The 23,727-nt window shown below is 68.9% G+C and carries 17 protein-coding genes and 1 tRNA gene; 12 read left to right on the top strand and 6 right to left on the bottom strand.

Annotation, left to right across the window (positions count from 1 at the left end; translation table 11 throughout):
• Nucleotides 1–132 precede the first annotated feature (132 nt).
• Nucleotides 133–3,240, top strand: a complete 3,108-nt coding sequence (locus ABZX79_RS19150) for an endo-alpha-N-acetylgalactosaminidase family protein (protein ID WP_355258540.1) — start codon at nucleotides 133–135, stop codon at nucleotides 3,238–3,240.
• A gap of 93 nt (nucleotides 3,241–3,333) precedes the next feature.
• On the opposite strand, the gene ABZX79_RS19155 is transcribed toward ABZX79_RS19150, so the two are convergent.
• Nucleotides 3,334–5,109, bottom strand: a complete 1,776-nt coding sequence (locus tag ABZX79_RS19155; protein WP_355258543.1) for a beta-galactosidase family protein — start codon at nucleotides 5,107–5,109, stop codon at nucleotides 3,334–3,336.
• Between the two features lie 109 nt (nucleotides 5,110–5,218).
• Here ABZX79_RS19155 and ABZX79_RS19160 point away from each other — a divergent pair, with 109 nt between their 5' ends.
• From ABZX79_RS19160 to ABZX79_RS19195, 8 genes are all read left to right on the top strand, one after another.
• Nucleotides 5,219–6,106, top strand: a complete 888-nt coding sequence (locus ABZX79_RS19160; RefSeq protein WP_355258546.1) for an AraC family transcriptional regulator — start codon at nucleotides 5,219–5,221, stop codon at nucleotides 6,104–6,106.
• Between the two features lie 11 nt (nucleotides 6,107–6,117).
• The gene (locus tag ABZX79_RS19165; RefSeq protein WP_215126117.1) at nucleotides 6,118–6,432 is read left to right on the top strand and encodes a chorismate mutase; all 315 of its coding nucleotides are present in this window, start codon (nucleotides 6,118–6,120) and stop codon (nucleotides 6,430–6,432) included.
• A 145-nt stretch (nucleotides 6,433–6,577) separates the two neighbouring features.
• Entirely contained in the window at nucleotides 6,578–9,070 is a 2,493-nt protein-coding gene (gene pepN, locus ABZX79_RS19170; RefSeq protein ID WP_355258550.1) for an aminopeptidase N, read from the top strand.
• 105 nt (nucleotides 9,071–9,175) lie between these two features.
• The gene (locus ABZX79_RS19175; protein ID WP_355258553.1) at nucleotides 9,176–9,613 is read left to right on the top strand and encodes a helix-turn-helix transcriptional regulator; all 438 of its coding nucleotides are present in this window, start codon (nucleotides 9,176–9,178) and stop codon (nucleotides 9,611–9,613) included.
• A 10-nt stretch (nucleotides 9,614–9,623) separates the two neighbouring features.
• Nucleotides 9,624–10,040 carry a VOC family protein gene (locus ABZX79_RS19180; RefSeq protein ID WP_355258556.1) on the top strand — a complete coding sequence of 139 codons (417 nt, stop codon included), beginning with the start codon at nucleotides 9,624–9,626 and terminating at the stop codon, nucleotides 10,038–10,040.
• Nucleotides 10,041–10,158: 118 nt separating this feature from the next.
• Nucleotides 10,159–12,564, top strand: coding sequence for an excinuclease ABC subunit UvrA (locus ABZX79_RS19185; protein ID WP_355258559.1), 2,406 nt, complete (start codon nucleotides 10,159–10,161; stop codon nucleotides 12,562–12,564).
• A 531-nt stretch (nucleotides 12,565–13,095) separates the two neighbouring features.
• Nucleotides 13,096–14,514, top strand: coding sequence for an aminotransferase class V-fold PLP-dependent enzyme (locus ABZX79_RS19190; RefSeq protein WP_355258562.1), 1,419 nt, complete (start codon nucleotides 13,096–13,098; stop codon nucleotides 14,512–14,514).
• On the top strand, nucleotides 14,511–15,926 hold the full coding sequence (locus ABZX79_RS19195; RefSeq protein ID WP_355258565.1) for a SidA/IucD/PvdA family monooxygenase: 1,416 nt from the start codon (nucleotides 14,511–14,513) through the stop codon (nucleotides 15,924–15,926). The genes ABZX79_RS19190 and ABZX79_RS19195 overlap by 4 nt, the downstream gene beginning before the upstream one ends.
• Before the next feature lie 31 nt (nucleotides 15,927–15,957).
• On the opposite strand, the gene ABZX79_RS19200 is transcribed toward ABZX79_RS19195, so the two are convergent.
• Nucleotides 15,958–17,775, bottom strand: coding sequence for a 5'-nucleotidase C-terminal domain-containing protein (locus tag ABZX79_RS19200; protein ID WP_355258568.1), 1,818 nt, complete (start codon nucleotides 17,773–17,775; stop codon nucleotides 15,958–15,960).
• Nucleotides 17,776–17,874: 99 nt separating this feature from the next.
• On the opposite strand from ABZX79_RS19200, the gene ABZX79_RS19205 reads away from it, so the two are divergent.
• Together ABZX79_RS19205 and pyk are read left to right on the top strand one after the other, a co-directional pair.
• Complete coding sequence (locus ABZX79_RS19205; protein ID WP_355258571.1) at nucleotides 17,875–18,654, top strand: SIMPL domain-containing protein; 780 nt, start codon at nucleotides 17,875–17,877, stop codon at nucleotides 18,652–18,654.
• Nucleotides 18,655–18,774: 120 nt separating this feature from the next.
• A complete protein-coding gene (gene pyk / locus ABZX79_RS19210; protein WP_355258574.1) occupies nucleotides 18,775–20,211 on the top strand; it encodes a pyruvate kinase in 1,437 nt (478 codons plus the stop codon).
• 57 nt (nucleotides 20,212–20,268) lie between these two features.
• Here the strand turns inward: pyk and ABZX79_RS19215 are convergent, their stop codons facing one another.
• Entirely contained in the window at nucleotides 20,269–21,057 is a 789-nt protein-coding gene (locus ABZX79_RS19215; RefSeq protein WP_355258577.1) for a helix-turn-helix domain-containing protein, read from the bottom strand.
• A gap of 86 nt (nucleotides 21,058–21,143) precedes the next feature.
• Nucleotides 21,144–21,226 (bottom strand) — tRNA-Leu (locus tag ABZX79_RS19220).
• A 91-nt stretch (nucleotides 21,227–21,317) separates the two neighbouring features.
• Here ABZX79_RS19220 and ABZX79_RS19225 point away from each other — a divergent pair.
• Nucleotides 21,318–21,974 (top strand): response regulator, encoded by a 657-nt coding sequence (locus ABZX79_RS19225; protein WP_355258580.1) that lies wholly within the window; start codon nucleotides 21,318–21,320, stop codon nucleotides 21,972–21,974.
• A gap of 69 nt (nucleotides 21,975–22,043) precedes the next feature.
• On the opposite strand, the gene ABZX79_RS19230 is transcribed toward ABZX79_RS19225, so the two are convergent.
• Together ABZX79_RS19230 and ABZX79_RS19235 are read right to left on the bottom strand one after the other, a co-directional pair.
• The gene (locus ABZX79_RS19230) at nucleotides 22,044–22,760 is read right to left on the bottom strand and encodes an ABC transporter ATP-binding protein (RefSeq protein ID WP_355258583.1); all 717 of its coding nucleotides are present in this window, start codon (nucleotides 22,758–22,760) and stop codon (nucleotides 22,044–22,046) included.
• The gene (locus ABZX79_RS19235) at nucleotides 22,757–23,722 is read right to left on the bottom strand and encodes an ABC transporter ATP-binding protein (protein WP_355258585.1); all 966 of its coding nucleotides are present in this window, start codon (nucleotides 23,720–23,722) and stop codon (nucleotides 22,757–22,759) included. Before ABZX79_RS19235 ends, ABZX79_RS19230 begins: the two co-directional genes overlap by 4 nt.
• Nucleotides 23,723–23,727 lie beyond the last annotated feature (5 nt).

The following is a 23,727-nucleotide window of genomic DNA, read 5'->3' on the forward strand; positions in this document are numbered from 1 at the left end:
CGGCTGACTCGGCCTGTGAACCACCCCTGAACGAGCTTCGACGGGCGGGTGCTGGACGCGTTAGTCCAACACCCGCCCCTCCTTTGTCCATAGGCGCACTCGCCCCTCGCGGCGCATGTTGGCGTGCACACCATGCCGTCGAGCGACAGGAGAGCGAGCGTGCACGCAACTGACCCCGGACCGAGCCGCAGGACCGTGGTGGCAGCCACCGCCGCCACCGCACTGGCGGGCGCCGGCCTGGCCCTCGCCGGACCCTCCACCGCCGCCTTGGCGGCCGATGGCGAGACCGTGCTGCGCTCCCGCGAACTGGAGGTGCGCGTCGACCGCGCCTTCCCGCGCATCGTGTCGTACACCGACCGCGGAACGGGCGCCAGGCTGTACGGGCAGGCAGACCCGGTCACCGCGGTGCTGATCGACGGAACCGCCCGTACGCCCGAGGTGACCGCCCGCGCGGGCCGCGATCTCGCCACGTACACCCTGGCCTTCGACGGCGGAACCGAGATCGAGGTGGAGATCCGCGTCAGCGGCCGGCAGGTCGACTGGCGGGTCACGAAGATCGCCGACACCGCCGCACTGCGCGTCGGCACCCTCCAGATCCCCTCGCTCGCGTTCTTGTCGGTACGCGGCGACCAGCCCGGCGCCGCGCTGCTCGCCGCCCGCGTCCAGCTCGACAAGGCCAAGAGCGGCGACACCCTGGTGCGGCCCGCGCCGGACACGCTCCCTGACGCCGAGCCGCTCGGCTGCGCGTACGCCGTCGTCGCCCACGACCGGCTCGGCGGCGCCGTCGAGACCAACACGACGTACGACAAGCCCACCAGTGCGGCAGGGACCACCTGGGAGAACGGACGGCTGTGGCGGCAGACGCTCAAGAAGGACGGTTACGTCGAGGTGCGGCTGTCCTGCGGGCAGTGGACGCACCGCGCGGCGACCGCTCCCGTGAACGCCACCGAGCCGCTCCCGTACGCCACCGTAATCATCACCGGTGACCGCAACGGCGACGGCGTCGTGGACTGGCAGGACGCCGCCATCGCCTTCCGCGACATCATGGTGACGCCGCTGGGCGCGGACGAACAGCACCTGCGCGTCGTCCCGCACATCCCCTTCAACTTCGCCAGTCAGGCCACCAACCCGTTCCTCGCGACGCTCGACAACGTCAAACGCGTCAGTCTCTCGACGGACGGCCTGCGCCAGTACACGCTCCTCAAGGGCTACCAGTCCGAGGGCCACGACTCCGCCCACCCCGACTACGCGGGCAACCACAACAAGCGCGCGGGCGGCCTCGGCGACCTCAACACCCTCGTGCGTGAAGGCCGCAAGTGGGGAAGCGATTTCGGCGTTCACGTGAACGCCACCGAGTCGTACCCCGTCGCGAACGCGTTCTCCGAAACGCTCGTCGACAAGACCAACGAACAGTGGGACTGGCTCGACCAGAGCTACCGCATCGACCAGCGGCGCGATCTCGTCTCCGGCGACATCATCAAGCGCTTCAAGGACCTGCGCAGCGAGACCGACCCCGCCCTGAACATGCTCTACATCGATGTCTTCCGCGAGTCCGGCTGGACCTCGGACCGGCTGCAGCGGGCCCTGCGCGAACAGGGCTGGCAGATCACCACCGAATGGGGCCACGGCCTCGAACGCTCGGCCCTGTGGGCGCACTGGGCCACCGAAGTCGACTACGGCGGCGACACCTCGCGCGGCATCAACTCCCAGTTGATCCGCTTCATCCGCAACCACCAGAAGGACGTCTTCGCCGACAAGTGGCCGACGCTCCTCGGTATCCCGCGCACAGGAAACTTCGAGGGCTGGGTCAACAAGACCGACTGGAACACCTTCTACCAGCTGATCTGGACCGACAGCCTGCCCGCCAAGTACCTCCAGGCGTACCCGGTCAAAACCTGGGGCGCGCACGAGATCACCTTCTTCGGGCCCACCAGGACGTCCGTGAGTGATGCGGACGGCACACGCCGCATCACCACCGACGGGCGTGCTGTGTACGAAGCAGGGCGCTACCTCCTGCCCTGGGAGCCGCGCGAGGCCACCGACCCCCACAAGCTCTACCACTACAACCCGGCGGGCGGCAGCAGCACCTGGCGGCTCCCGCGCGGCTGGGCGGGAGCGTCGAAGGTGGCGCTCTACAAGCTCACCGACCAGGGGCGCGAGCACGTCCGCGACGCCCCCGTACGCTCCGGCAAGGTCACCCTCCACGCCGAGGCGAAGCAGCCGTACGTCGTCTACCGCACCCGGGTGCCGGCGACCGCCGACCCGCACTGGGGACAGGCCACACCACTGCACGACCCGGGTTTCAACTCCGGTTCGCTGGACGGGTGGACCGTCAGCGGGCCGGCCTCGGTCGAGCTGAGCGCCATCGGGGACTACGAACTGGTCATCGGCGCGGGCGGGGCCGCGGCCGTCGGTCAGCGCCTCGCGCGCCTGGCACCCGGGACGTACGCCGCGTCCGTGCAGGTCGAGGTCGGGGCGCAGGCGGGGGAGCGGCGGCGCGCGGCGCTCACCGTACGGACCGCCGACGGGACCACGGCCGAGAACTGGACCGACACCTCCACGGCCGTCAACCTCGTCGCCGCCGACCGCAAGCACGACACCCGGTTCCAGCGGATGTTCACGTACTTCACCGTTCCGGAAGGCGGTGGCCGAGTGGACCTCACCCTGCGCGCGGACGCGGGCGACGCACGGGTGCGCTTCGACAACGTACGGATCGTTCCCGCGAAGCGAAGCACGAGGCTCGCGGCGCTCGCCTTCGAGGACTTCGAGAACGTGCCGCAAGGGTGGGGTGTTTTCGTCAAGGGCGACGCGGGGGGCTCCACCGACCCACGCACCCACATCGCGCAGCGGCACGCCCCGTTCACGCAGCGAGGCTGGAACGGCAAGGTGATCGACGACGTCATCGACAGCTCGGAGTCGCTCAAGTCGCGCGGCGAGAACGACGGCCTGGTCTACCGGACCGTGCAGCACACCGTCCGCTTCGAGGCGGGCAAGCGTTACCGGGTCTCCTTCCGCTACGAGAACGAGAAGGCCGGGCAGTACGCGTGGATCACGGGTGTCGACGAACCGGCCGGCCGCGAACTCGACCGCAAGGCACTGCCCGTCGCCACCGAACCGACCGTGCTGAGCTATGAGTTCACGGCGCCCACCAAGGGCGAAACGTGGGTCGGCCTGCGCAAGACCGGTGACGACGGGACGGCGGAGTTCGTCCTTGACACCTTCGAGGTGCGCGAAATGTAAGACGTGCGGGACGTGCAGGACGCGTAAGGGGTAACGCCCTGGAGGGCCGGTCCTTACAACGGACGGACCGGCCCTCAAGGCGTTCAGCCTCTGTCAGCCGAACTCCGGCGAGCGCTCACCGGCGCTCTCCAGCTCAAGCACCCACACCTCGTTCGCACCCTCCCGCAGAACGGGCCCGGGAACGTACAGAGCCTCCTGGGGACCCGCCGCCCAGTACCGGCCCAGGCAGAAGCCGTTCACCCACACGAAGCCCCGTTCCCAGCCGGGCAGCCGCAGCGACGCATCGCCCGCACCCCGGACTTCGAACGTTCCCCGGAACAGCCCCGACGCGCCCGCCCTCGCTTCCGGAGAACGGTAGGGAACCTTCCCCAGCGCGTCCGCGTCCTCGAACGCGTCCAGGGACAGCCCCCGCGCCCGTACACCGTGCAGATACTGCCGCTCATGCAGTACGCCGCCCGTGATGCCCTTCGACTCGGCGAAACGGGGCCCGTAATTGACCCGCCCCAGCGACTCCACCCACAGCTCCACCGAAGCGGGCCCCGCCACCGGCTCGTCCAGCGCTGTGTATCCGGTGGCCTCACCCGCCCCGCCGTCGAGCACCCCCGCCCGCACCCCGTCGACGTACACCACAGCCCGGTCCCGCAGCCCCGTCACGCCCAGCGGATACGCCCGGCGCGGCCCCGGCACCTCCACCCGGTAGCGGACAAGCCCCCGGTCCACACCCAGCTCCTCGAACGTCGGCGGCATCGCAGACTCGGTCTCCGCGCCCCCGAGCACCTCCAGTACGTCGCCGAGCGGCGCCCACCCCGTCAGCTCCGCCGGCACCGGCTCACCCAGCACGGCAGGCGCGGCCGGCACGTCAGGCAGCGGGGCCGCACCCTCCTGGTAGAGCGCCAGGACGTCCCGGAACAGCCAGAACTTCTCCGTGGGGCGGCCGTACTCGTCGATGGGCGCGTCATAGTCGTACGACGTCACGGTCGGCCGCAGCTCCCCCTCGTGCAGCGCACCGGAACGGTTCGCCCCCGACCAGCCCGCGAAATTCGTACCCCCGTGCGCCATATAGACATTGACCGACGCACCGCACTCAAGAATCTCGTTCAGCGCCGCCGCCGCGTCCGCGGGATCCCGTACGACATGCTCCGCACCCCAGTGGTCGAACCATCCGCACCAGAACTCCATGCACATCAAAGGACCCGAAGGCTGATGCCGCCGCAGCGTCTGGAAGCCCTCACGCGCCCCCGACCCGAAGTTCGCCGTCGCCAGCACCCCCGGCACCGAACCGCCCGTCAGCATGTGGTCCTCGGGCCCGTCGGAAGTGAACAGCGGCACCGTCACACCGCACTCCCGCAGGAACGCCGTCAGGTGCCGCAGATACACCTGGTCCGAGCCGTAACTGCCGTACTCGTTCTCGACCTGCACCATGATCACCGGGCCGCCCCGGTCGATCTGCCGCGCCACCACCTGCGGCAGCAGCTGCCCGAACCACCGCTCCACATGCCCCAGATACTCCGCGTCGCGCGTGCGCACGCGCGAGCCGAGGGCCCCCGTCAGCCAGTGCGGCAGCCCGCCGTTCTCCCACTCGGCACAGATGTACGGCCCCGGACGTACGATCGCCCACAGCCCCGCCTCCCGCGCCGCGTCCAGGAACCGGCCCAGCGCCCCCGCGTCACGCAGCCGCCCGGGCTCCGGCTCGTGCAGATTCCACGGGACGTACGTCTCCACACAGTTCAGCCCCATGGCACGCAGCATCGCGAGCCGGTGCCCCCACTGCCCCTCATGCACCCGGAAATAGTGCAAAGCCCCCGACAGCAGCCGCACCGGCCGCCCGTCCAGCTCGAAATCCCGCTCACCCACCGTGAAGTCAGCCACGGTCCCCGCCTCTCGCTCCATTATCAGCGCCTCAACCTCACCCTCTGGCGGCGGAGCGGTCCATGGACAAAGATCAGCGCTGTTTGGACACAACGCGATGGGGGAGCGGATGTACCACACCTGGATGCGCTATTTCACCCCCAGCCCCACCCACCACAAGCTCGGCCTGGTCTGCCTCGGAGTCGGCCTCCAGCACGGCACACTTCCCACCGTCGGCCCCCGCACCCTCGACCACCACGTCGCCGTCGTCATCAGCGCGGGCAGCGGCTGGTACCGCGGCCCCGACGGGCGACGCGTCACCGTCACCGGCCCCGCCCTGATCTGGCTCATACCCGGCATACCCCACCATTACGGACCCGATCCCGCCACCGGCTGGGACGAGAGCTTCGTCGACTTCACCGGACCGGCCACCACCACCTACACCGAACTCGGCTACATCGAGCCCGACCGCCCCGTCGTCCCCCTCGCCGACACCGCGGCCGCCCGCGCCGCCGTCGGCCGCATCGCCCGCGCCGCACGCCGCGGAAACCCCCTCCTCGAAGTCGAGACCGGCGCAGCCGTCCACGAACTCCTCGTCGCACTGCGCCGTGCCCGCGCCGACGTCGGAGCCGACGGAGACCCCGTACTCCAGGCCCTCGCCCGCGACGCCTTCCAGCCCCTGACCGTCGCCGAACACGCCTCCCGCCACGGCATGACCCCGGCCGAGCTGCGCACCGCCGTACGCCGCGCAGCGGGATGCAGCCCCAAGGACTACCTCCTCGGCATCCGCCTCGGCCGCGCCAAGGAGCTCCTCGCCGCCACCGAACTGCCCGTCGCCGCCGTAGCCCGCCGCGTCGGCTACGACGACCCCGCCTACTTCTCCCGCCTCTTCACCCGCCGCGTCGGCATGGCCCCCGTCCGCTTCCGGGAACAGCAGGGGCGGGCCGTCCACGGCGGCTGGAGCCACCAGATCCCAGATCCCGAACACCCACCGACCATCGCGACCCGACCCACGTAAGCTCGCTGACCATGACCTCCAGCGAATCCAGCGAAATCGACGAGTCCGTCATCGCCGAACTGAGCCGGCTGCGCGACAGCATCGACAACATCGACGCCGCCGTCGTCCACATGCTCGCCGAGCGCTTCAAATGCACCCAGCAGGTCGGCCTCCTCAAGGCGCGGCACCAGCTGCCCCCCGCCGACCCGGCCCGCGAGGCCCGCCAGATCGTCCGCCTGCGGGAACTCGCGGAAAGCGCCAAACTGGACCCGGCCTTCGCCGAGAAACTGCTCAATTTCATCATCGCGGAGGTCATCCGCCACCACGAAACGATCGCGAAGTCTTAAGGGCAGCCAAGGGCAGCCAAGGGCAGCCAAGGGCTGCCAAGGTCGACTGAGGGCGGTTAAGAGCAGCTAAGAGCAGCCCCCGGCGGGCTCCGCAGGGCAACCGAAACCGCTGTGCCACCCGCACGCCATCAGGCAGCATGTCCCCATGTCCGTACTGACGCGCGACGAAGCGCAGACCCGAGCCCAGCTCCTCGACGTCCACCGGTACACGGTCGACCTCGATCTCACCCGCGGTGAAGAGACCTTCGACTCCCGTACCGTCATCCACTTCACCGCACACACGGCCGGGGACACCTTCGTCGAGCTCAAGCCCGCCACGCTGCGCACAGTCACCCTCGACGGACAGCCACTCGATCCCGAAACGCTGGTCGACAACCGCCTCCCCCTCACCCGCCTCACCGCCGGCGACCACGAACTGCACATCGACGCCGACATGCGCTACTCCCGCACCGGCGAAGGCATGCACCGCTTCACCGACCCCACCGACGGCGAAACGTACGTCTACACCCAGCTTTTCCTGGAAGACGTCCAGCGCGTCTTCGCCGCCTTCGACCAGCCCGACCTCAAAGCCGTCTTCGCCCTCACCGTCACCGCCCCCGAAGACTGGACCGTCCTCGGCAATGCCATCGCCGAACACCACGGCGCCGGCCGCTGGACACTCGCCCCCACCTCCCTCATCTCCACCTACCTCGTCGCCGTCGCCGCGGGCCCCTGGCACTCCGTACGCACCCAACACGCCGGCCTGCCCTTCGGCCTCCACTGCCGCCGCTCCCTCGCGCCGTACCTCAACACCGACGCCGACGAGATCCTCGACATCACCCGCGCCTGCTTCGACCGCTACCACGAGAAGTTCGAAGAGCCCTACCCCTTCGACTCCTACGACCAGGCCTTCGTCCCCGAATTCAACGCCGGCGCCATGGAAAACCCGGGCCTCGTCACCTTCCGCGACGAGTTCATCTACCGCTCCGCCGTGACCGACACCGAACGCCAGACCCGCGCCATGGTCATCGCCCACGAAATGGCCCACATGTGGTTCGGCGACCTCGTCACCCTCCAGTGGTGGGACGACATCTGGCTCAACGAGTCCTTCGCCGAATACATGGGCTACCAGACCCTTACCGAAGCCACCCGCTTCACTGACACCTGGACCGACTTCGCCGTCGCCCGCAAGGGCTGGGGTTACGACGCCGACCAACGCCCCTCCACCCACCCCGTCGCCCCCGACCCCCACGCCGTCCCCGACACCGCGTCCGCCATGCTCAACTTCGACGGCATCTCCTACGCCAAGGGCGCCTCCGCCCTGCGCCAACTCGTCGCCTGGCTCGGCGAGAAGGACTTCCTGGCCGGCATCAACACCCACTTCGCCCGCCACAAATTCGCCAACGCCACCCTCGCCGACTTCATCGACAACCTCGCCGGCGCCACCGACCGCGACGTCCACGCCTGGGCCGCCCAATGGCTGCGCACCACTGGTGTCGACACCCTCACCCCCGCCGTCGGCGAGACCGACGGCATGTGGCACGTCACCGTCGACCAGCAGGGCAGCCGCCCCCACCGCATCGCCGTCGGCGCGTACGACCGCGACCCCATCGACGGCCGGAGCCTGGTCCTGCGCGAGCGGTTCGAAGTCGACGTACCGCACAACGAGCCCGTGACGGTACGCCCCGGCCGCCGCCCCGCGCTCGTCGTCCTCAACGACGGCGACCTGACGTACGCCAAGATCCGCCTCGACGAGCAGTCCGAAGAGCCGGCCCTGCGCAACCTCTCCGCCGTCCCCGACCCGCTCACCCGCGCCGTCCTGTGGAACTCCCTGCGCGACATGGTGCGCGACGGCGAGCTCGAACCCGTCGCCTACCTGGAGACCGCCCGCGCCCACCTCCCCGAAGAAACCGACCTCGCGATCGTCCAGGGCGTACTCACCTTCGCCCACACTCAGATCACGGACCGCTACCTCCCCCCGTCCGAACGCCCCACCGCCCTCGCCACCCTCACCACCCTCTGCCGAGACCTCCTCCGCCGCACCGAGGACGGCAACGGCGCCGGCCTGCGCCTCACCGCCGTACGCCACTTCATCGACGCCGCCACCCAGCCCGACGGCATCCAGGACTGGCTCCACTCCGGCAGCGTCCCCGGCGGCCCCGAACTCGACCCCGAACTGCGCTGGCGCATCCTGCGCCGCCTCGCCGTACTCGGCGCCACCGACGAGGCCGCCATCGCCGCGGAGCTCGACCGCGACCCCAGCGCCACCGGGCAGGAAGGCGCCGCCCGTTGCCGCGCCGCGCTGCCCACACCGGAGGCCAAGGCCGCGGCCTGGACCCGCATGTTCGAGGACGACACCCTGTCCAACTACCTCTTCAGCGCCACCGCCCAGGGGTTCTGGCAGCCCGAACAGACGGCTCTCGTACGCGACTACGTCCCCCGCTACTACCGCGACGCCAAGGCCGTCGCCGACCGCCGCGGCCCCGCCATCGCCGAAGCGGCGGGGCGTTACGCCTTCCCCCACTTCGCCGTCGACGCGGACTCCCTGCGCCTGGGCGAGGACTTCCTGCGCGACGCCGAAATGATCCCGTCCCTGCGCCGCAAACTCGCCGACCAACTCGACGACCTGCGCCGGGCCCTCGCGGTACGGGGTAACTGAGGCTCCCCGGGGGCGCCGGGAAACGCCGGAGGGGCTGAAGATTGCCGCACGCGGCACTATCCAGCCCCTCCGGCGTGCGAGGACGTGACGGCCTATGCTGGTCCGGTGACGCTACCGGACCTGGTTCGGCTCCGCCGGGCCCGCGACCTGATGGACCGCGACTACGCGCAGCCGCTCGACGTCCCCGCGCTGGCACGCGCGGCGCACATGTCGGCCGGCCACTTCTCCCGCAGCTTCCGCGCCGCGTTCGGGGAGACGCCGTACAGCTACCTGATGACCCGCAGGATCGAACGGGCAAAGGCCCTGCTGCGGCGCGGCGACCTCTCGGTGACCGAGGTCTGCTTCGCCGTCGGGTGTACGTCACTGGGGTCGTTCAGCTCGCGGTTCACCGAGCTCGTGGGCGAGAGCCCAAGCGCGTACCGGGCCCGTCGGCATGAGCACGGTGCGGCCATCCCGGCCTGCGTCGCCAAGATCTTCACGCGCCCGGTAAGGAACGCGGAACCGGTCAGGAATGGAGAAGCGAATCACGCGGCCCGCCCGTAGCGTGGGCTGCATGGACATCAAACTTTCACAGTGCTTCATCGCCGTCGACGACCACGACAAGGCGCTCGCCTTCTACCGCGACGTGCTCGGACTCGAGGTGCGCAACGACGTCGGATTCGAGGGGATGCGCTGGGTGACGGTCGGCTCGCCGTCGCAGCCCGACGTGGAGATCGTGCTGGAACCGCCGCTCGCGGACCCGAACGCCTCGCCGGCCGACAGGCAGGCCATGGCGGAGCTGCTGGCCAAGGGCATGCTGCGCGGCGTGATTTTCTCGGCCGACGACGTCGACGCCATGTTCGAGCGCGTCCGGGCCTCGGGCGCCGACGTGCTGCAGGAGCCGGTCGACCAGCCCTACGGGGTTCGCGACTGCGCCTTCCGTGACCCCGCGGGCAACATGCTGCGCTTCGCCCAGCGCCCCGCCAAGTGAGCCTGTCGCCGGCCGGTCACCGTACCGGCCGGCGACGGCCCGCTCCGCACCTCCCAGTCGAGACCGGCCGGTCGGCCGCCTCCCGAATCGGCGGCCCCGCCCAACAAATGGAGACACGATGAGCCCCGTCACGAGGACGGACACGCAGTCGCCCGCGCCGCACGCTGCCGACAGCCACGATCTGATCCGCGTGCACGGCGCGCGCGTGAACAACCTCAAGGACGTCAGCGTCGAGATCCCGAAGCGCCGGCTGACGGTGTTCACCGGCGTCTCCGGCTCCGGCAAGAGCTCTCTGGTGTTCGGCACGATCGCCGCGGAGTCGCAGCGGCTGATCAACGAGACCTACAGCGCCTTCGTTCAGGGCTTCATGCCGACGCTGGCGCGGCCCGAGGTCGACGTACTCGAAGGACTGACCACCGCGATCATCGTCGACCAGGAGCGGATGGGCGCCGATCCCCGCTCCACCGTCGGCACCGCCACCGACGCTAACGTGATGCTGCGCATCCTCTTCAGCCGGCTCGGGAAGCCGCACATCGGCCCGCCCAGCGCGTACGCCTTCAACGTCCCCTCGGTCCGGGCGAGCGGTGCGATCACGGTCGAGCGCGGCGCCAAGAAGGCGGTGAAGGCGACCTTCTCCCGCACCGGCGGCATGTGCCCGCGCTGCGAAGGCCGGGGCACGGTCACCGACATCGACCTCACCCAGCTCTACGACGCCTCGAAGTCGCTCGCCGAGGGCGCGTTCACCATCCCCGGCTGGAAGTCGGACAGCTTCTGGACCGTGCGGGTCTACGCCGAGTCGGGCCTCCTGGACCCGGACAAGCCGATCAGCAAGTACACCAAGAGGGAGATGCAGGACTTCCTCTACCGGGAACCGACCAAGGTGAAGGTCGAGGGCGTGAACCTCACCTACGAAGGGCTGATCCCCAAGATCCAAAAGTCGTTCCTGTCCAAGGACAAGGAGGCGATGCAGCCGCACATCCGGGCGTTCGTGGAGCGAGCGGTCACCTTCGCCACCTGCCCCGAGTGCGACGGCACCCGGCTCAGCGAGGGGGCCCGGTCGTCGAAGATCAGGCGGATCAGCATCGCCGACGCGTGCGCGATGGAGATCCGCGACCTGGCCGAATGGGTCCGCGGCCTCAAGGAGCCTTCGGTGGCCCCGCTGCTCACCGCGCTGCTGGGGACCCTCGACTCGTTCGTGGAGATCGGCCTCGGCTACCTCGCGCTCGACCGGCCGTCGGGCACGCTGTCGGGCGGCGAGGCGCAGCGCGTCAAGATGATCCGCCACCTCGGCTCCTCGCTCACCGACACGACGTACGTCTTCGACGAGCCCACCATCGGCCTGCACCCCCACGACATCCAGCGGATGAACGACCTGCTGCTGCGACTTCGGGACAAGGGAAACACGGTGCTCGTCGTGGAGCACAAGCCGCAGACGATCGCGATCGCCGACCACGTCGTGGACCTCGGCCCCGGCGCCGGCACGGCGGGCGGCACCGTCTGCTTCGAGGGCACCGTCGAGGGGCTGCGGGCCGGCGGCACCGTCACCGGCCGCCATCTCGACGACCGGGCCACCCTCAAGAAGCCGGTACGGACGCCCACCGGCACGCTGGAGATCCGAGGCGCGACGAGGCACAACCTGCGGAACGTCAACGTCGACATCCCGCTCGGGGTGCTGTGCGTGGTCACCGGCGTCGCCGGCTCTGGCAAGAGCTCGCTGATCCACGGATCGCTTGAGCACGGTTCAGGGGCCGCCGGGTCGGGTGTCGTCTCGGTCGACCAAGGCGCGATCAAGGGCTCGCGACGGAGCAACCCGGCGACGTACACCGGACTGCTCGACCCGATCCGCAAGGCGTTCGCGAAGGCCAACGGCGTGAAGCCGGCGCTCTTCAGCGCCAACTCCGAGGGTGCCTGTCCCACCTGCAACGGCATCGGCGTCATCTACACAGACCTGGCGATGATGGCCGGCGTCGCCACCACCTGCGAGGACTGCGAGGGGAAGCGGTTCGAGACATCGGTCCTCGACCACCACCTCGGCGGCCGCGACATCAGCGAGGTACTCGCGATGTCAGTGACCGAGGCCGAGGAGTTCTTCGCCGCCGGCGAGGCGAGCACGCCGGCCGCGCACCGCATCCTCGGCCGGCTCGCCGACGTCGGGCTCGGCTACCTCACCCTCGGCCAGCCGCTCACCACGCTGTCCGGCGGCGAGCGACAGCGGCTCAAGCTGGCCACCCACATGGGAGAGAAGGGCGGCGTGTACGTCCTCGACGAGCCGACCACCGGCCTCCACCTCGCCGACGTCGAGCAGCTGCTCGGCCTGCTCGACCGGCTCGTCGACTCCGGCAAGTCGGTCATCGTCATCGAGCACCACCAGGCGGTCATGGCGCACGCCGACTGGATCATCGACCTCGGCCCCGGCGCCGGCCACGACGGCGGCAGGATCGTCTTCGAGGGCACACCCGCCGACCTCGTCGCCGCCCGCTCCACCCTCACCGGCGAGCACCTGGCGGCCTACGTCGGCGCCTGACCGAACCACTGGCGGACACCGCAAGTCACGCGCAGCCGACCGGTGACGGCCCGAGCACCGCCAGGGCGCCACCCCGGGGGATGCCGCGTCGAACTCCGTTGCGCTCCCCAGCTGTTCGAAAACGCAACGAGTACCGACGGCGAGCCCAGACACTTGACGCGCACGCCTCCGGCGTTCGCGGCCACCCCACGCGTTCCCGGCCCCGTTTGTGGCTACGCCGCTCGTCCGGGCCCCGTTTGCGGCTACGTCACGGGTCCCGGCTCCGTTTGCGGCTACGCCATGGGTCCCGGCTCCGTTTGCGGCCACCCCACGCGTCCCGGCCCCATTCGCGGCCACCCCACGCGTCCCGGCCACCGCCAGTGCCACCGCCCCGACCGCCCCCATATCAGCTCCGCCGAATCCAACTCTCCCCACCCGCCCGGCAGTACCACTTTCGGGTTGAGATCGTTGAGCAGTCCGGACGCACCGGCTCATGCCTGTACACGCTGGTGTGCCAGCCGAAGCGCACCCGAAGGACCCGAAGGACCCCGCATGAGTACGCCGCCCCCCGGCACCCCCCTCCCGTCCCTCGCCGGCGGTGCAGGTGGGGCCGCCGTTCTGCGGCCGCTGATCGACACCGTCCTGGACGCCCTCCACACAGGCGCCGCCGCCCGAGGCGGACCCCTCCCCGCCGGCGGCCCCGGCGCCGTCACCCAACGACTCCTGGACGCGACCCGGCCCGTACTGCCCGCCACCGGCACCGGAGCCGAAGAAGCACTCCGTACCCTCGTCCGCGCCCTCACCGAAGGCGCCGCGGACCCGGCCGACCCCCTGTGCGTCGCGCACCTCCACACCCCGCCGCTCGCACTCGCCGTCGCCGCCGACCTCGCCGCGTCCGCGCTCAACCCGTCCATGGACTCCTGGGACCAGGCCCCCGCCGCATCGGCCCTGGAAGCCGAAGTCGCCCGTACGATCGCCGCCGAGGTCTACCCCCACGCGCCCGCACCCGACGCCCTCGTCACCACCGGCGGCACCGAATCCAACCAGCTCGCGCTCCTCCTGGCCCGCGAACGCCACGGCCCCGTACAACTCGTCCACGGCGCCAACGCCCACCACTCACTGTCCCGCGCCGCCTGGTTCCTCGGGCTCCCCGAACCGGTGACCGTCCCCGCACCCGCCGGCGTCATCGACCTCGCCGCACTCGACGAAGCCCTCACCGACCTGCACCACCACCCGCCCCTCCTCGTCGCCGCCACCGCCGGCACCACCGACACCGGCCGCATCGACCCCCTCCCCGAAATCGCCGACCTCTGCGCACGCCACAACGCCGAACTGCACGTCGACGCCGCGTACGGCGGCCCCCTCCTCTTCAGCGACGTACACAGAACCCGCCTCGCAGGCCTCGACCGCGCCCACAGCGTCACCCTCGACCTGCACAAACTCGGCTGGCAACCCGTCGCCGCAGGACTCCTCGCCGTCCCCGACACCGCCACCCTCGCCCCCCTCGGCCACCAGGCCGACTACCTCAACGCCGACGACGACACCGAAGCCGGCCTCCCCGACCTACTCGGCCGCTCCCTGCGTACGACCCGACGCCCCGACATCCTCAAGATCGCCGTCACGCTCCGCGCCCTCGGCCGCCAAGGACTCGCCGACCTCGTCGACCGCACCTGCGCCGCCGCCCAGCACCTCGCCGACCTCGTCGAAAAAACCCCCGGCCTCGAACTCCACGACCGACCCACCCTCAGCACCGTCCTCTTCCGCCCCACCGGCGCCGACGACACCGACATCGCCACCATCCGCCGCACCCTCCTCACCGAAGGCCGCGCCGTCCTCGGCCGCGCCCCCGCCGACGGCCGGCTCTGGCTCAAAGCCACCATCCTCAACCCCCACACCACCCCCAACGACCTCGCAGCACTCCTCTCACTGCTCCCACCCCTGTCACTTCCGGAAGGCAGCACCCACCGATGACCGCCGCCCCCCAGCCCCAAGAACCCGAGCAGCCCCACGACCTGGTCGGCATCGGCATCGGCCCCTTCAACCTCTCCCTCGCCGCCCTCGCCGACGGCGTACACGGCGGCCTCGCCACCGCCTTCTACGAACAACGCCCCGCCTTCCACTGGCACCCCGGCCTCCTCATCGAAGGCGCCACCCTCCAAGTCCCCTTCCTCGCCGACCTCGTCACCCTCGCCGACCCCGCGAGCCCCTGGTCCTTCCTCAACTACCTGCGCACCCGCGAACGGCTCTTCCCCTTCTACTTCGCCGAGCGCTTCCACATCCAGCGCGCCGAATACGACGCCTACTGCCGCTGGGTCAGCGACAGCCTCCCCGGCCTCCACTTCGGCCACCAGGTCGACGCCGTCCGCTGGAACGCCGAACGCGACGCCTTCGAAGTCGACTTCACCCAGCTCGACGCCGACGGCGAAGCCGAAGCCCTCGGCCGCGCCTACACCCGCAACGTCGCCCTGGGCGTCGGCACCGCGCCGTACATCCCCGAACCCCTCAAACCACTCGCCGAAGCCCCCACCGTCCCCGTCATCCACTCCTCCGCATACCTCGACCACCGCGAACGGCTCCTGGCCGCCGAACACATCACCGTCATCGGATCAGGACAGTCCGGCGCGGAAGTCTTCCTCGACCTCCTCCGATCCCGCCCCGTCGGCCGCGAAAAGATCACCTGGCTCGCCAGGACCGAAGCCTTCGCCCCCATGGAGTACTCAAAGCTCGGCCTGGAACACTTCACCCCCGACTACAGCCGGTACTTCCACGCCCTCCCCGAGTCCGTACGCGACGACCTCGGCCCGCGCCAGTGGCAGCTGCACAAAGGCATCGACGCCGACACCATCGCCGCCATCCACGACGAGCTGTACCAGCGCACTCTCCAGGGCGGCTGGCCCGACGCGGTCCTCACCCCAGGAGTCTCCGTACGCACCGCCGGCCGCGTCGGCACCACCAAGGTCGAACTCCACCTCGAACACCTCCAGCAGGGCACCCGCTCCCGCCTCACCACCGACGCCGTCATCCTCGCCACCGGCTACCGCGAACGCCCCCTGGGACGACTCCTCGCAGGACTCGACCCCTACATCCGCCGCGACGCGGCCGACCGGCCCCGGATCGACGACCAGTTCCGTATCGTTCTCGACCCCACCGTGACCGGATCCGTGTACGTACAGAACGCCGAGCGGCACACCCACGGCGTGGGTGCGCCCGACCTCGGCCTCGCCGCGTGGCGCAGCGCGACGATCCTCAACTCGCTCACCGGGATGGACCCCTACCCGCTGCCGCGCCGCACGGCGTTCACCAGCTTCGGCCTGGAACGCCGCGAGGCCCCCAGGGTCCCCGCACAACAGCCGGCCCTGACCCCGCTGGCCCAGGGGCACTAGTGGCCCAGGGCCAACTAGTCGCGCGCCCCGCCTAAAACACCGGCACACCGTCCCGCGTCAGCTTCCAGCCCACCGCCGCGAACTCCGCCGGATCCAGCGTGCCCTTCCCCTTCACCCACGTAATGATCGTGTTCCGGATCTCCTCCGAATTCGCCCACAACTGCTTCGCCCCCGCGATATGCGGAAACGCCCCACCACCACTCGCCCGATAGTTGTTCACCGCCAGCACGAACTCCGCCGCCCCCTCGACCGGCTCGCCCTCGAAAGCCAGATTCACGATCCGCGAACCGGCCGGCTTCGCGATGTCGATCTCGTACGTCACACCCGACACCACGTCGTAGTTGTAATCCGGGGTATTCCCCGCATTCGTCAGCTTCGACGTGTCCACCGGAGCCCCCGCCGCCGTCTGCACGTAATACCGCGCCGAGAACTCCAAGTACTCCTTCAGCTGCGCACCAGTCAGCAGCCGCGCCTCAAGCGTGTTCTCGAACGGATACAGACCCGCCGCATCCCTGATCGTCACCTCGCCCGCCGGCACCGCCGCCGTCCGCGAGAAACACGACGCCTGCGACAGCACCGGCAGCGCCGCATACGCCCCGCCCGCCAGCGCCGCCTTCACCGTCTCCACCTGTACGTGATTGATCAGGTCGATCAGCGGCTCGTCCTTCCACGGCGCCTGCGCCGTCGTCATCGTGGCCGTCGACGTACCGATGACCTGATTGACGTACGCCACGACCTTCTCGTGCTCGTCACCCAGCAGCTTCGTGATCTCCGGGTCCTCGGCGACCGTATTGGAGTTGAGGACCTTCGCCCCCACCTTCTCCACCACCCAGCGGCCCTTCGACCACACCAGATCGAAGTCGAAAAGCGTCAGCCGCTGCCCCCACTTGAGCGGCTCCGACAGGACGACCTTCTTCCCCGTCTCCTTGTTCTCGACGAAGTACTCGGCGATCTCCGTGTGCGCGTGCCCGACGAGGATCGCGTCGATCCCGGGGACCTGCTCGGCCACCAGACCCGCCGCGTTCTCGACGTACGGAAGCTGGTCACCGTACGACGACGTGCCGCTCGATCCGGAGTGCGCCGAAACGATGACCACATCCGCACCCATGGAACGCAGCTTCGGCACCCACTTCGCCGCCTGCTCCTCCAGACCCGGGAACGTCATCTTCCCCTGCACGTTCTGCTTGTCCCAGATCGCGATACCCGGGTTCGTCAGACCGAGCACCGCAACCCGCACATCACGGCCGTGCGGCGTACGCAGCCTCTTCATGAAGTACGGAGGGAACGCCGGACGCAGCGTCTTCGCGTCCAGAGCGTTCGCACCGAGGAGCGGAAAGTCGCACTGCTCCTCGAACTTGCGCAGCACCGGTATGCCGTAGTTGAACTCGTGGTTCCCGAGAGCGGCCGCGTCGTACCCGATGGCGTTCATCGACTGTGCCATCGGATGCACAGGGCCGTGCTGCGCGGTGATCGGGTCGACCTTGGCGTAGTAGTACGACAGCTGCGTTCCCTGGATGGTGTCGCCCGCGTCGATGAGCAGTGTGTTACGGCGGCCCTTCTCCTCGCGGATCTGGTTCACCAGGGTGGAGATCTTCGCCAGGCCCACGTCGTTGTGCGCCTTGTCGTCGAACTCCTTGTCCGTGAAGTAGTCCCAGTTGAAGACATTGCCGTGCAGGTCGGTGGTGCCCATGACGGTGAAGGAGTACCGCTTCGGCGGACGCCCGGGGCCGTGGCCGTGGCCATGTGCTTCAGCGGGCGCGGCGACAGCCCCGCCCGCTATGGCCACACCGGCCACACCGGCTCCGGCGGCGGCCGAGCGGCCCAGGAACGTCCTACGGTTCAGCGGCATTGTTGTCTCCTCGTTCTGTGCTTCTGTCGCACAACGTGACGCGCGTAGATTCTGACCCAACGAGCCACATCAGCAACACCCCTAACGGCTTTCGATCTGATGACCACCCCGCTGTCACAGCCGAGTGCGACAGTGGGAAGCGTGACCGACGAACCCAGGAACCCCGCAACGAACCAGTCAGCGAACCACACAGCCCCGTACGGCACCCCCGCAGCGCCGCGCCTCGCCGTCCAAGGCGAAGCGCGCCTCGAATTCGACCCCGAAATCGCCCACATCGGCATCACCGTCAGCGCCCGCGGCACGGACCGCCGCACCGCACTCGAAGACCTCACCCGGCGCAACGCGCTCGCCCTCGACCTCGTCAAGACCTACGGCGACGCCGTCGAAAAGCTGGAAACCGGCGCCTTCTCCATCAGCCCCGAACTCACCCGCCACGGCCGGAGCGACCGCATTCGCGCCTACCACGGACGCGTCCACATCACCGCCGTACTCACCGACTTCACCGCACTCGGCGAACTCACCACCCGCCTCGCCGACCTCGACCTCACCCAGGTCGACGGCCCCTGGTGGTCCATGCGCCCAGACTCACCCGCCTACGGCGAAGTACGCCGCCAAGCCGTACGGGAAGCCGTCAAACGCGCCCGCGAATACGCCCAGGCCCTCGGCGCCGACCTCGCGGCCCTCGTCGAACTGGCCGACCCCGGAGCGGAAGACGCCCACCCCGTACGCGTCGGCTTCGCAGGCGGCTTCGCCGGCCGCACCCGGGCAGCAACAGCCGAAATGGCGGAAGACGCCCCCGCCCTCGACCTCGAACCCCAACGCCAAACAATCCACGCCCTCGTGAACGCCCGCTTCATCATGACCCCACCCCAACTCTGACTGCTCATCAGAGCGCCCCCGCGCACAATTCAACACTTGTCAATAAGCCTTCATGCAAAGGTTGTTGGACAGTCATGCGGAGCCAATTGTCTACTGGCTGGTAAGGCCTAGGCTCGACGTATGCGCCGAGCAAAAATCGTTTGTACCCTAGGCCCCGCCACCGACACATACGACCAGATCAAGGCACTGGTCGAAGCCGGAATGGACATCGCCCGCTTCAACCTCAGCCACGGCACCTACGCCGAACACGAGGAGCGCTACCAGCGCGTACGCAAAGCCTCCGACGAGACCGGCCGCAGCGTCGGCGTACTCGCCGACCTTCAAGGCCCGAAGATCCGCCTCGGACGCTTCCGCGAAGGACCCGTACTCCTTGAACGAGGCGACGACTTCACCATCACCGTCGAACCCGTCGAAGGCGACCGCCACACCTGCGGCACCACTTACGAAGGCCTCGCCGCCGACGTCACCACAGGTGAACGCATCCTCGTCGACGACGGCAAGGTCACCCTGGAAGTCACCGGCGTCGACGGACCCCGCGTCCAAACCCTCGTCATCGAAGGAGGCATGGTCTCCGACCACAAGGGCCTCAACCTCCCCGGCGTCGCCGTCTCCGTACCCGCACTCTCCGAAAAAGACATCGAAGACCTCCGCTGGGCCCTGCGCACCGGAGCCGACATCATCGCCCTCTCCTTCGTACGCAGCGGACACGACATCGCAGACGTCCACCGCGTCATGAAGGAAGAAGGCCGCCACCTCCCCGTAATCGCAAAGATCGAAAAGCCGCAGGCCGTCGAAAACATCGACGACATCGTCGCCGCCTTCGACGGCATCATGGTCGCCCGCGGCGACCTCGGCGTCGAAATGCCCCTCGAACAAGTCCCGATCGTTCAGAAGCGCGCCATCAAACTCGCCAAGCGCAACGCCAAACCGGTCATCGTCGCCACCCAAATGCTCGACTCGATGATCGAAAACTCCCGCCCCACCCGCGCCGAAGCCTCCGACGTCGCCAACGCCGTCATCGACGGCACCGACGCGGTGATGCTCTCCGGCGAAACCAGCGTAGGCAAATACCCCATTGAGACGGTCAAGACGATGGGCCGCATCGTCGAAGCGGCAGAGGAAGACCTCCTCGCCAAGGGCCTCCCGCCCCTCACCGAACGCAACAAGCCCCGCACGCAGGGCGGAGCCGTCGCCCGAGCCGCCGCAGACATCGGCGACTTCCTCGGCGCCAAATTCCTCGTCGCCTTCACCCAGTCCGGCGACACCGTCAAACGCCTCTCCCGCTACCGCTCACCCATCCCACTGCTCGCCTTCACCCCTGACCCGGCGACCCGCTCCCAGCTCAACCTCACCTGGGGCGTAGAAACCTTCCTCGGCCCCCACGTCGACTCCACCGACGCGATGGTCGCCCAGGTCGACGAACACCTTCTGCGCATCGGCCGCTGCCAGAAGGGCGACGTCGTGATCATCACCGCCGGCTCCCCGCCCGGCATCTCAGGCTCCACGAACCTCCTCCGCGTCCACCACATCGGCGAGGACGACCTGGCCGCCAAGTAACCCTTGCCGGCAGGGGCAACGGGCCCCCACACCCCGGGGGGCCCTACCCGCACGGTGTCAGTGCTTCGGCCCGACGTGCGCGTCCATCAACGCGACGGACGCGCGTTTCGCGACCGAGATGTTGTAGAGCTTCCCCTGGCGAGTGCAGTGCCTCCACTCGACGCCGAGGCTGTCGAGAGTGTCCGTGTAGAGCTGACGGATGTCGTCCGAGACATTGGTGAACCAGTACCGGGGGTATTCGTATCGCTTCCGCTCGCCGCGCACGATGCGGGTGGTCCAGTTCATGTTCCGGCATCCGTCGGAGTGCACGAGTCCCCGGATGAACTGCCAAGGGTGCGCATCGACTATGTCTTGCTGCCAGGGCTCCAGCGCGATCTTACGTGCGTGCTTCTTGCCGGGACCGTGCTGCGGAAACAGGCAGGGAAGGTGCTTCGAGTACACCTTGATGTTGTGGCAGCCGGTTCTGCGGACCCGGCATGTGGCGTTCTCCGGGAACACTGCGCGCATGGCGGCCTCGGCCTCGTCCTGCACGCCAGGCCAGGAGTCATCAAGCGAGATCATGAGGCTTGGGGCTCTGTGCGTCGAGTAGTGACTGATGTGTCCGTCGCCGAGGTAGAGCCCGAGCAGATAGGCGTAGGCCGCATTGTCCAGAGGGCGGCCGTCGCACCGGGGGCATTTCGCGCCTCCGCGGCCTGGGCACTCGCCGCGCTTGGCGCGGTCCATGTGGAGCCAGTAGGCAACAGTGCCCTTGGGCACGTTCAACTGGCGGGCTACGTCGGCATTCTTGGCTCCGCCCCTGAGCAGGCTGAGAGCCTTCTGCCGTACCTCTGTGCCATGGAAGTTCACACCGCCACTCTGCGTGACACGATGTGGCGCTGAGTGGCAAAAAGCGGATGTTCACAAGAACGTGAACATCCGCTTTTCGGCCAATGTGCCGGGTGCGGGATTCGAACCCGCAAGCCCTTTCAGGCAGAGGTGTTTGAGACCTCCGTGTATACCATTCCACCAACCCGGCTCGGTGCTGCACGGAAGTGTACCGGTTCACCGCAGGCAGCCGCAGCTAGGTAGGCTCTGGGGGCAGCACCTGCCCCGGAACGAGGAGCCCCGTGACCACCCCCGAGTCGCCCCAGCCCGTCGCCGACGACGACAACAAGTCGCACGTCCCGCCGCTGACGACCCGTGTCGTCATCGCCGAGGACGAAGCCCTCATCCGCCTCGATCTCAAGGAGATGCTCGAAGAAGAGGGCTACGCGGTCGTAGGCGAGGCCGGTGACGGGCAGCAGGCCATCGAGCTCGCCCGTGAGCACCGGCCCGACCTCGTCATCCTCGACGTGAAGATGCCCGTGCTGGACGGTATCTCCGCCGCTGAGAAGATCACCGAGGAGTCCATCGCCCCTGTCCTCATGCTGACCGCGTTCTCGCAGCGCGATCTGGTGGAGCGGGCGCGGGACGCCGGTGCGATGGCGTACCTCGTGAAGCCGTTCAGCAAGAGTGACGTCGTACCGGCCATCGAGATGGCGGTGTCGCGGTTCACGGAGCTGAAGGCGCTGGAGAACGAGGTCGCGGACCTCACGCAGCGGCTGGAGACGCGGAAGCTGGTGGACCGGGCGAAGTCGGTGCTGCAGACGCAGTACGGGCTGTCCGAGCCGGCCGCGTTCCGGTGGATTCAGAAGACGTCGATGGACCGTCGCCTGTCCATGCAGCAGGTCGCGGAGGCGGTCATCGAGGACGCCGAGGAGAAGAAGGCCGCGAAGGGCGAGTAGCGCGTACGTAAAAGAAGGAGGCCGCCCCCACTCAGCGTGGGGGCGGCCTCCTTCTTTATGTGCGTACGGTCAGTCTTCGCCGAGGTACGCCTTGCGGACCGACTCGTCGTGGAGCAGGCTCTGGCCCGTCCCGGAGAGGACGATCTTGCCGACCTCCATGACGTGGCCGTGGTCGGCCAGGGAGAGCGCGGCTTGCGCGTTCTGCTCGACGAGCAGGATCGTCGTGCCCTGGGACTTGAGCTCGACGATGGTCTCCATGATCTTCTGCATCATGATCGGGGAGAGGCCCATGGACGGCTCGTCCAGCATGAGCAGCTTGGGCTGGCACATGAGGGCGCGCCCCATGGCCAGCATCTGCTGCTCACCGCCCGAGAGGGTGCCGGCTGCCTGCTTCCTTCGTTCCCCGAGGATGGGGAAAAGGTCGTAGGCCTTCTGGATGTCCTTCTCGATGCCCGCTTTGTCGTCGCGGAGGTACGCGCCGAGTTTGAGGTTCTCGGTGATCGTCAGCCGGGGGAAGATGTGGCGTCCCTCGGGGGAGTGGGCGAGGCCCAGGGAGACGATCTTGTGCGCGGGGATTCCGGCCAGTGGCTTGCCCTCGAAGAGGATCTTGCCGGCGAGCGGCTTGAGGAGCCCGGAGAGGGTGCGCAGGGTGGTCGTTTTACCCGCACCGTTGGTGCCGATGAGGGTGACGATCTGGCCCGCTTCGACGCTGAAGGAGATGCCCTTTACGGCTTCGATCTTGCCGTAGGCGACCCGGAGGTCTTCGACCTCGAGGAGTGCGGTCACTTGGTCTCTCCTTCCGTGCTGGTGTCGCTGGTGTCACCGTCGGTGTCACCGTCCGTGTCGGCGTCGCCGTCCGTGCCGGCGTCGGCCTCGGCATTGGCGGCGCTGTGCGCCTCCGCCGCTTCCACCTCGGCGACTTCCTCCGCCCCGGGTGCGCCTTCGAACGGCGTACCGAGGTAGGCGGCGACAACGCGCTCGTCGCCCTGGACGGTGGCCGGGTCGCCTTCGACGAGCTTCTCGCCCTGGACCAGGCAGGCGACGCGGTCGCAGAGGTTGAAGATGAAGCGCATGTCGTGCTCGATGACGAGTACGGCGATGCCCATGTCCCGGATGGCGAAGATGAGTTCTTCGGCGGCGCGGGTTTCCTGCGGGTTCATGCCGGCCGTGGGCTCGTCGAGGAGCAGCAGGCCGGGGTCGCTCGCGAGGGCTCGGGCGATTTCGAGCTTGCGTTGTTCGCCGTAGGGGAGGTTGCGGGAGAGGTGGTCGGCCTTGTGGTCGAGGCCGATGAACTCCAGCAGTTCCATGGCGCGCTTGTTGGAGGCGGCTTCGGCTTTCTTGAAGCCGGGGCCGCGCAGGAGGGCGGACCAGAGGCCTTCCTTGGTCCTGGTGTGGCGTCCGACGAGGACGTTTTCCAGGACGGTCATGTTGGCGAAGAGCCGGATGTTCTGGAAGGTGCGGGCGATGCCCGCGCTGGTGACGAGGTGGGGCTTGGGGGGCAGGACGGTGCCCTTGTAGGAGACCGTGCCTTCGGTGGGGACGTACAGACCGGTGAGGCAGTTGAAGAAGGTGGTCTTTCCGGCGCCGTTGGGGCCGATGAGTCCGACGATCTCGCCCGCACGCACGGTGAGGTCCACGGAGCGTACGGCGGTGAGGCCGCCGAAGCGCATGGTGACGCCGCTGGCGTCGAGGACCGTCTCGGCGGTGGTCTCGCTGGTGTCTGTCTTGGTCGTGGTGGTGGGTGTCATGTTGT

This window comes from Streptomyces sp. NPDC002994, assembly GCF_040611155.1.
Taxonomy (GTDB): Bacteria; Actinomycetota; Actinomycetes; order Streptomycetales; family Streptomycetaceae; genus Streptomyces.

Excerpts from the sequence above, each read along its gene's own strand:
- ABZX79_RS19235 (WP_355258585.1), bottom strand. The coding sequence starts at position 23,722 with ATGACACCCACCACCACGACCAAGACAGACACCAGCGAGACCACCGCC.
- pepN (WP_355258550.1), top strand. The coding sequence starts at position 6,578 with ATGTCCGTACTGACGCGCGACGAAGCGCAGACCCGAGCCCAGCTCCTC.
- ABZX79_RS19190 (WP_355258562.1), top strand. The coding sequence starts at position 13,096 with ATGAGTACGCCGCCCCCCGGCACCCCCCTCCCGTCCCTCGCCGGCGGT.
- ABZX79_RS19195 (WP_355258565.1), top strand. The coding sequence starts at position 14,511 with ATGACCGCCGCCCCCCAGCCCCAAGAACCCGAGCAGCCCCACGACCTG.
- ABZX79_RS19185 (WP_355258559.1), top strand. The coding sequence starts at position 10,159 with ATGAGCCCCGTCACGAGGACGGACACGCAGTCGCCCGCGCCGCACGCT.
- ABZX79_RS19180 (WP_355258556.1), top strand. The coding sequence starts at position 9,624 with ATGGACATCAAACTTTCACAGTGCTTCATCGCCGTCGACGACCACGAC.
- ABZX79_RS19165 (WP_215126117.1), top strand. The coding sequence starts at position 6,118 with ATGACCTCCAGCGAATCCAGCGAAATCGACGAGTCCGTCATCGCCGAA.
- ABZX79_RS19200 (WP_355258568.1), bottom strand. The coding sequence starts at position 17,775 with ATGCCGCTGAACCGTAGGACGTTCCTGGGCCGCTCGGCCGCCGCCGGA.
- pyk (WP_355258574.1), top strand. The coding sequence starts at position 18,775 with ATGCGCCGAGCAAAAATCGTTTGTACCCTAGGCCCCGCCACCGACACA.
- ABZX79_RS19150 (WP_355258540.1), top strand. The coding sequence starts at position 133 with ATGCCGTCGAGCGACAGGAGAGCGAGCGTGCACGCAACTGACCCCGGA.
- ABZX79_RS19205 (WP_355258571.1), top strand. The coding sequence starts at position 17,875 with ATGACCACCCCGCTGTCACAGCCGAGTGCGACAGTGGGAAGCGTGACC.
- ABZX79_RS19160 (WP_355258546.1), top strand. The coding sequence starts at position 5,219 with ATGTACCACACCTGGATGCGCTATTTCACCCCCAGCCCCACCCACCAC.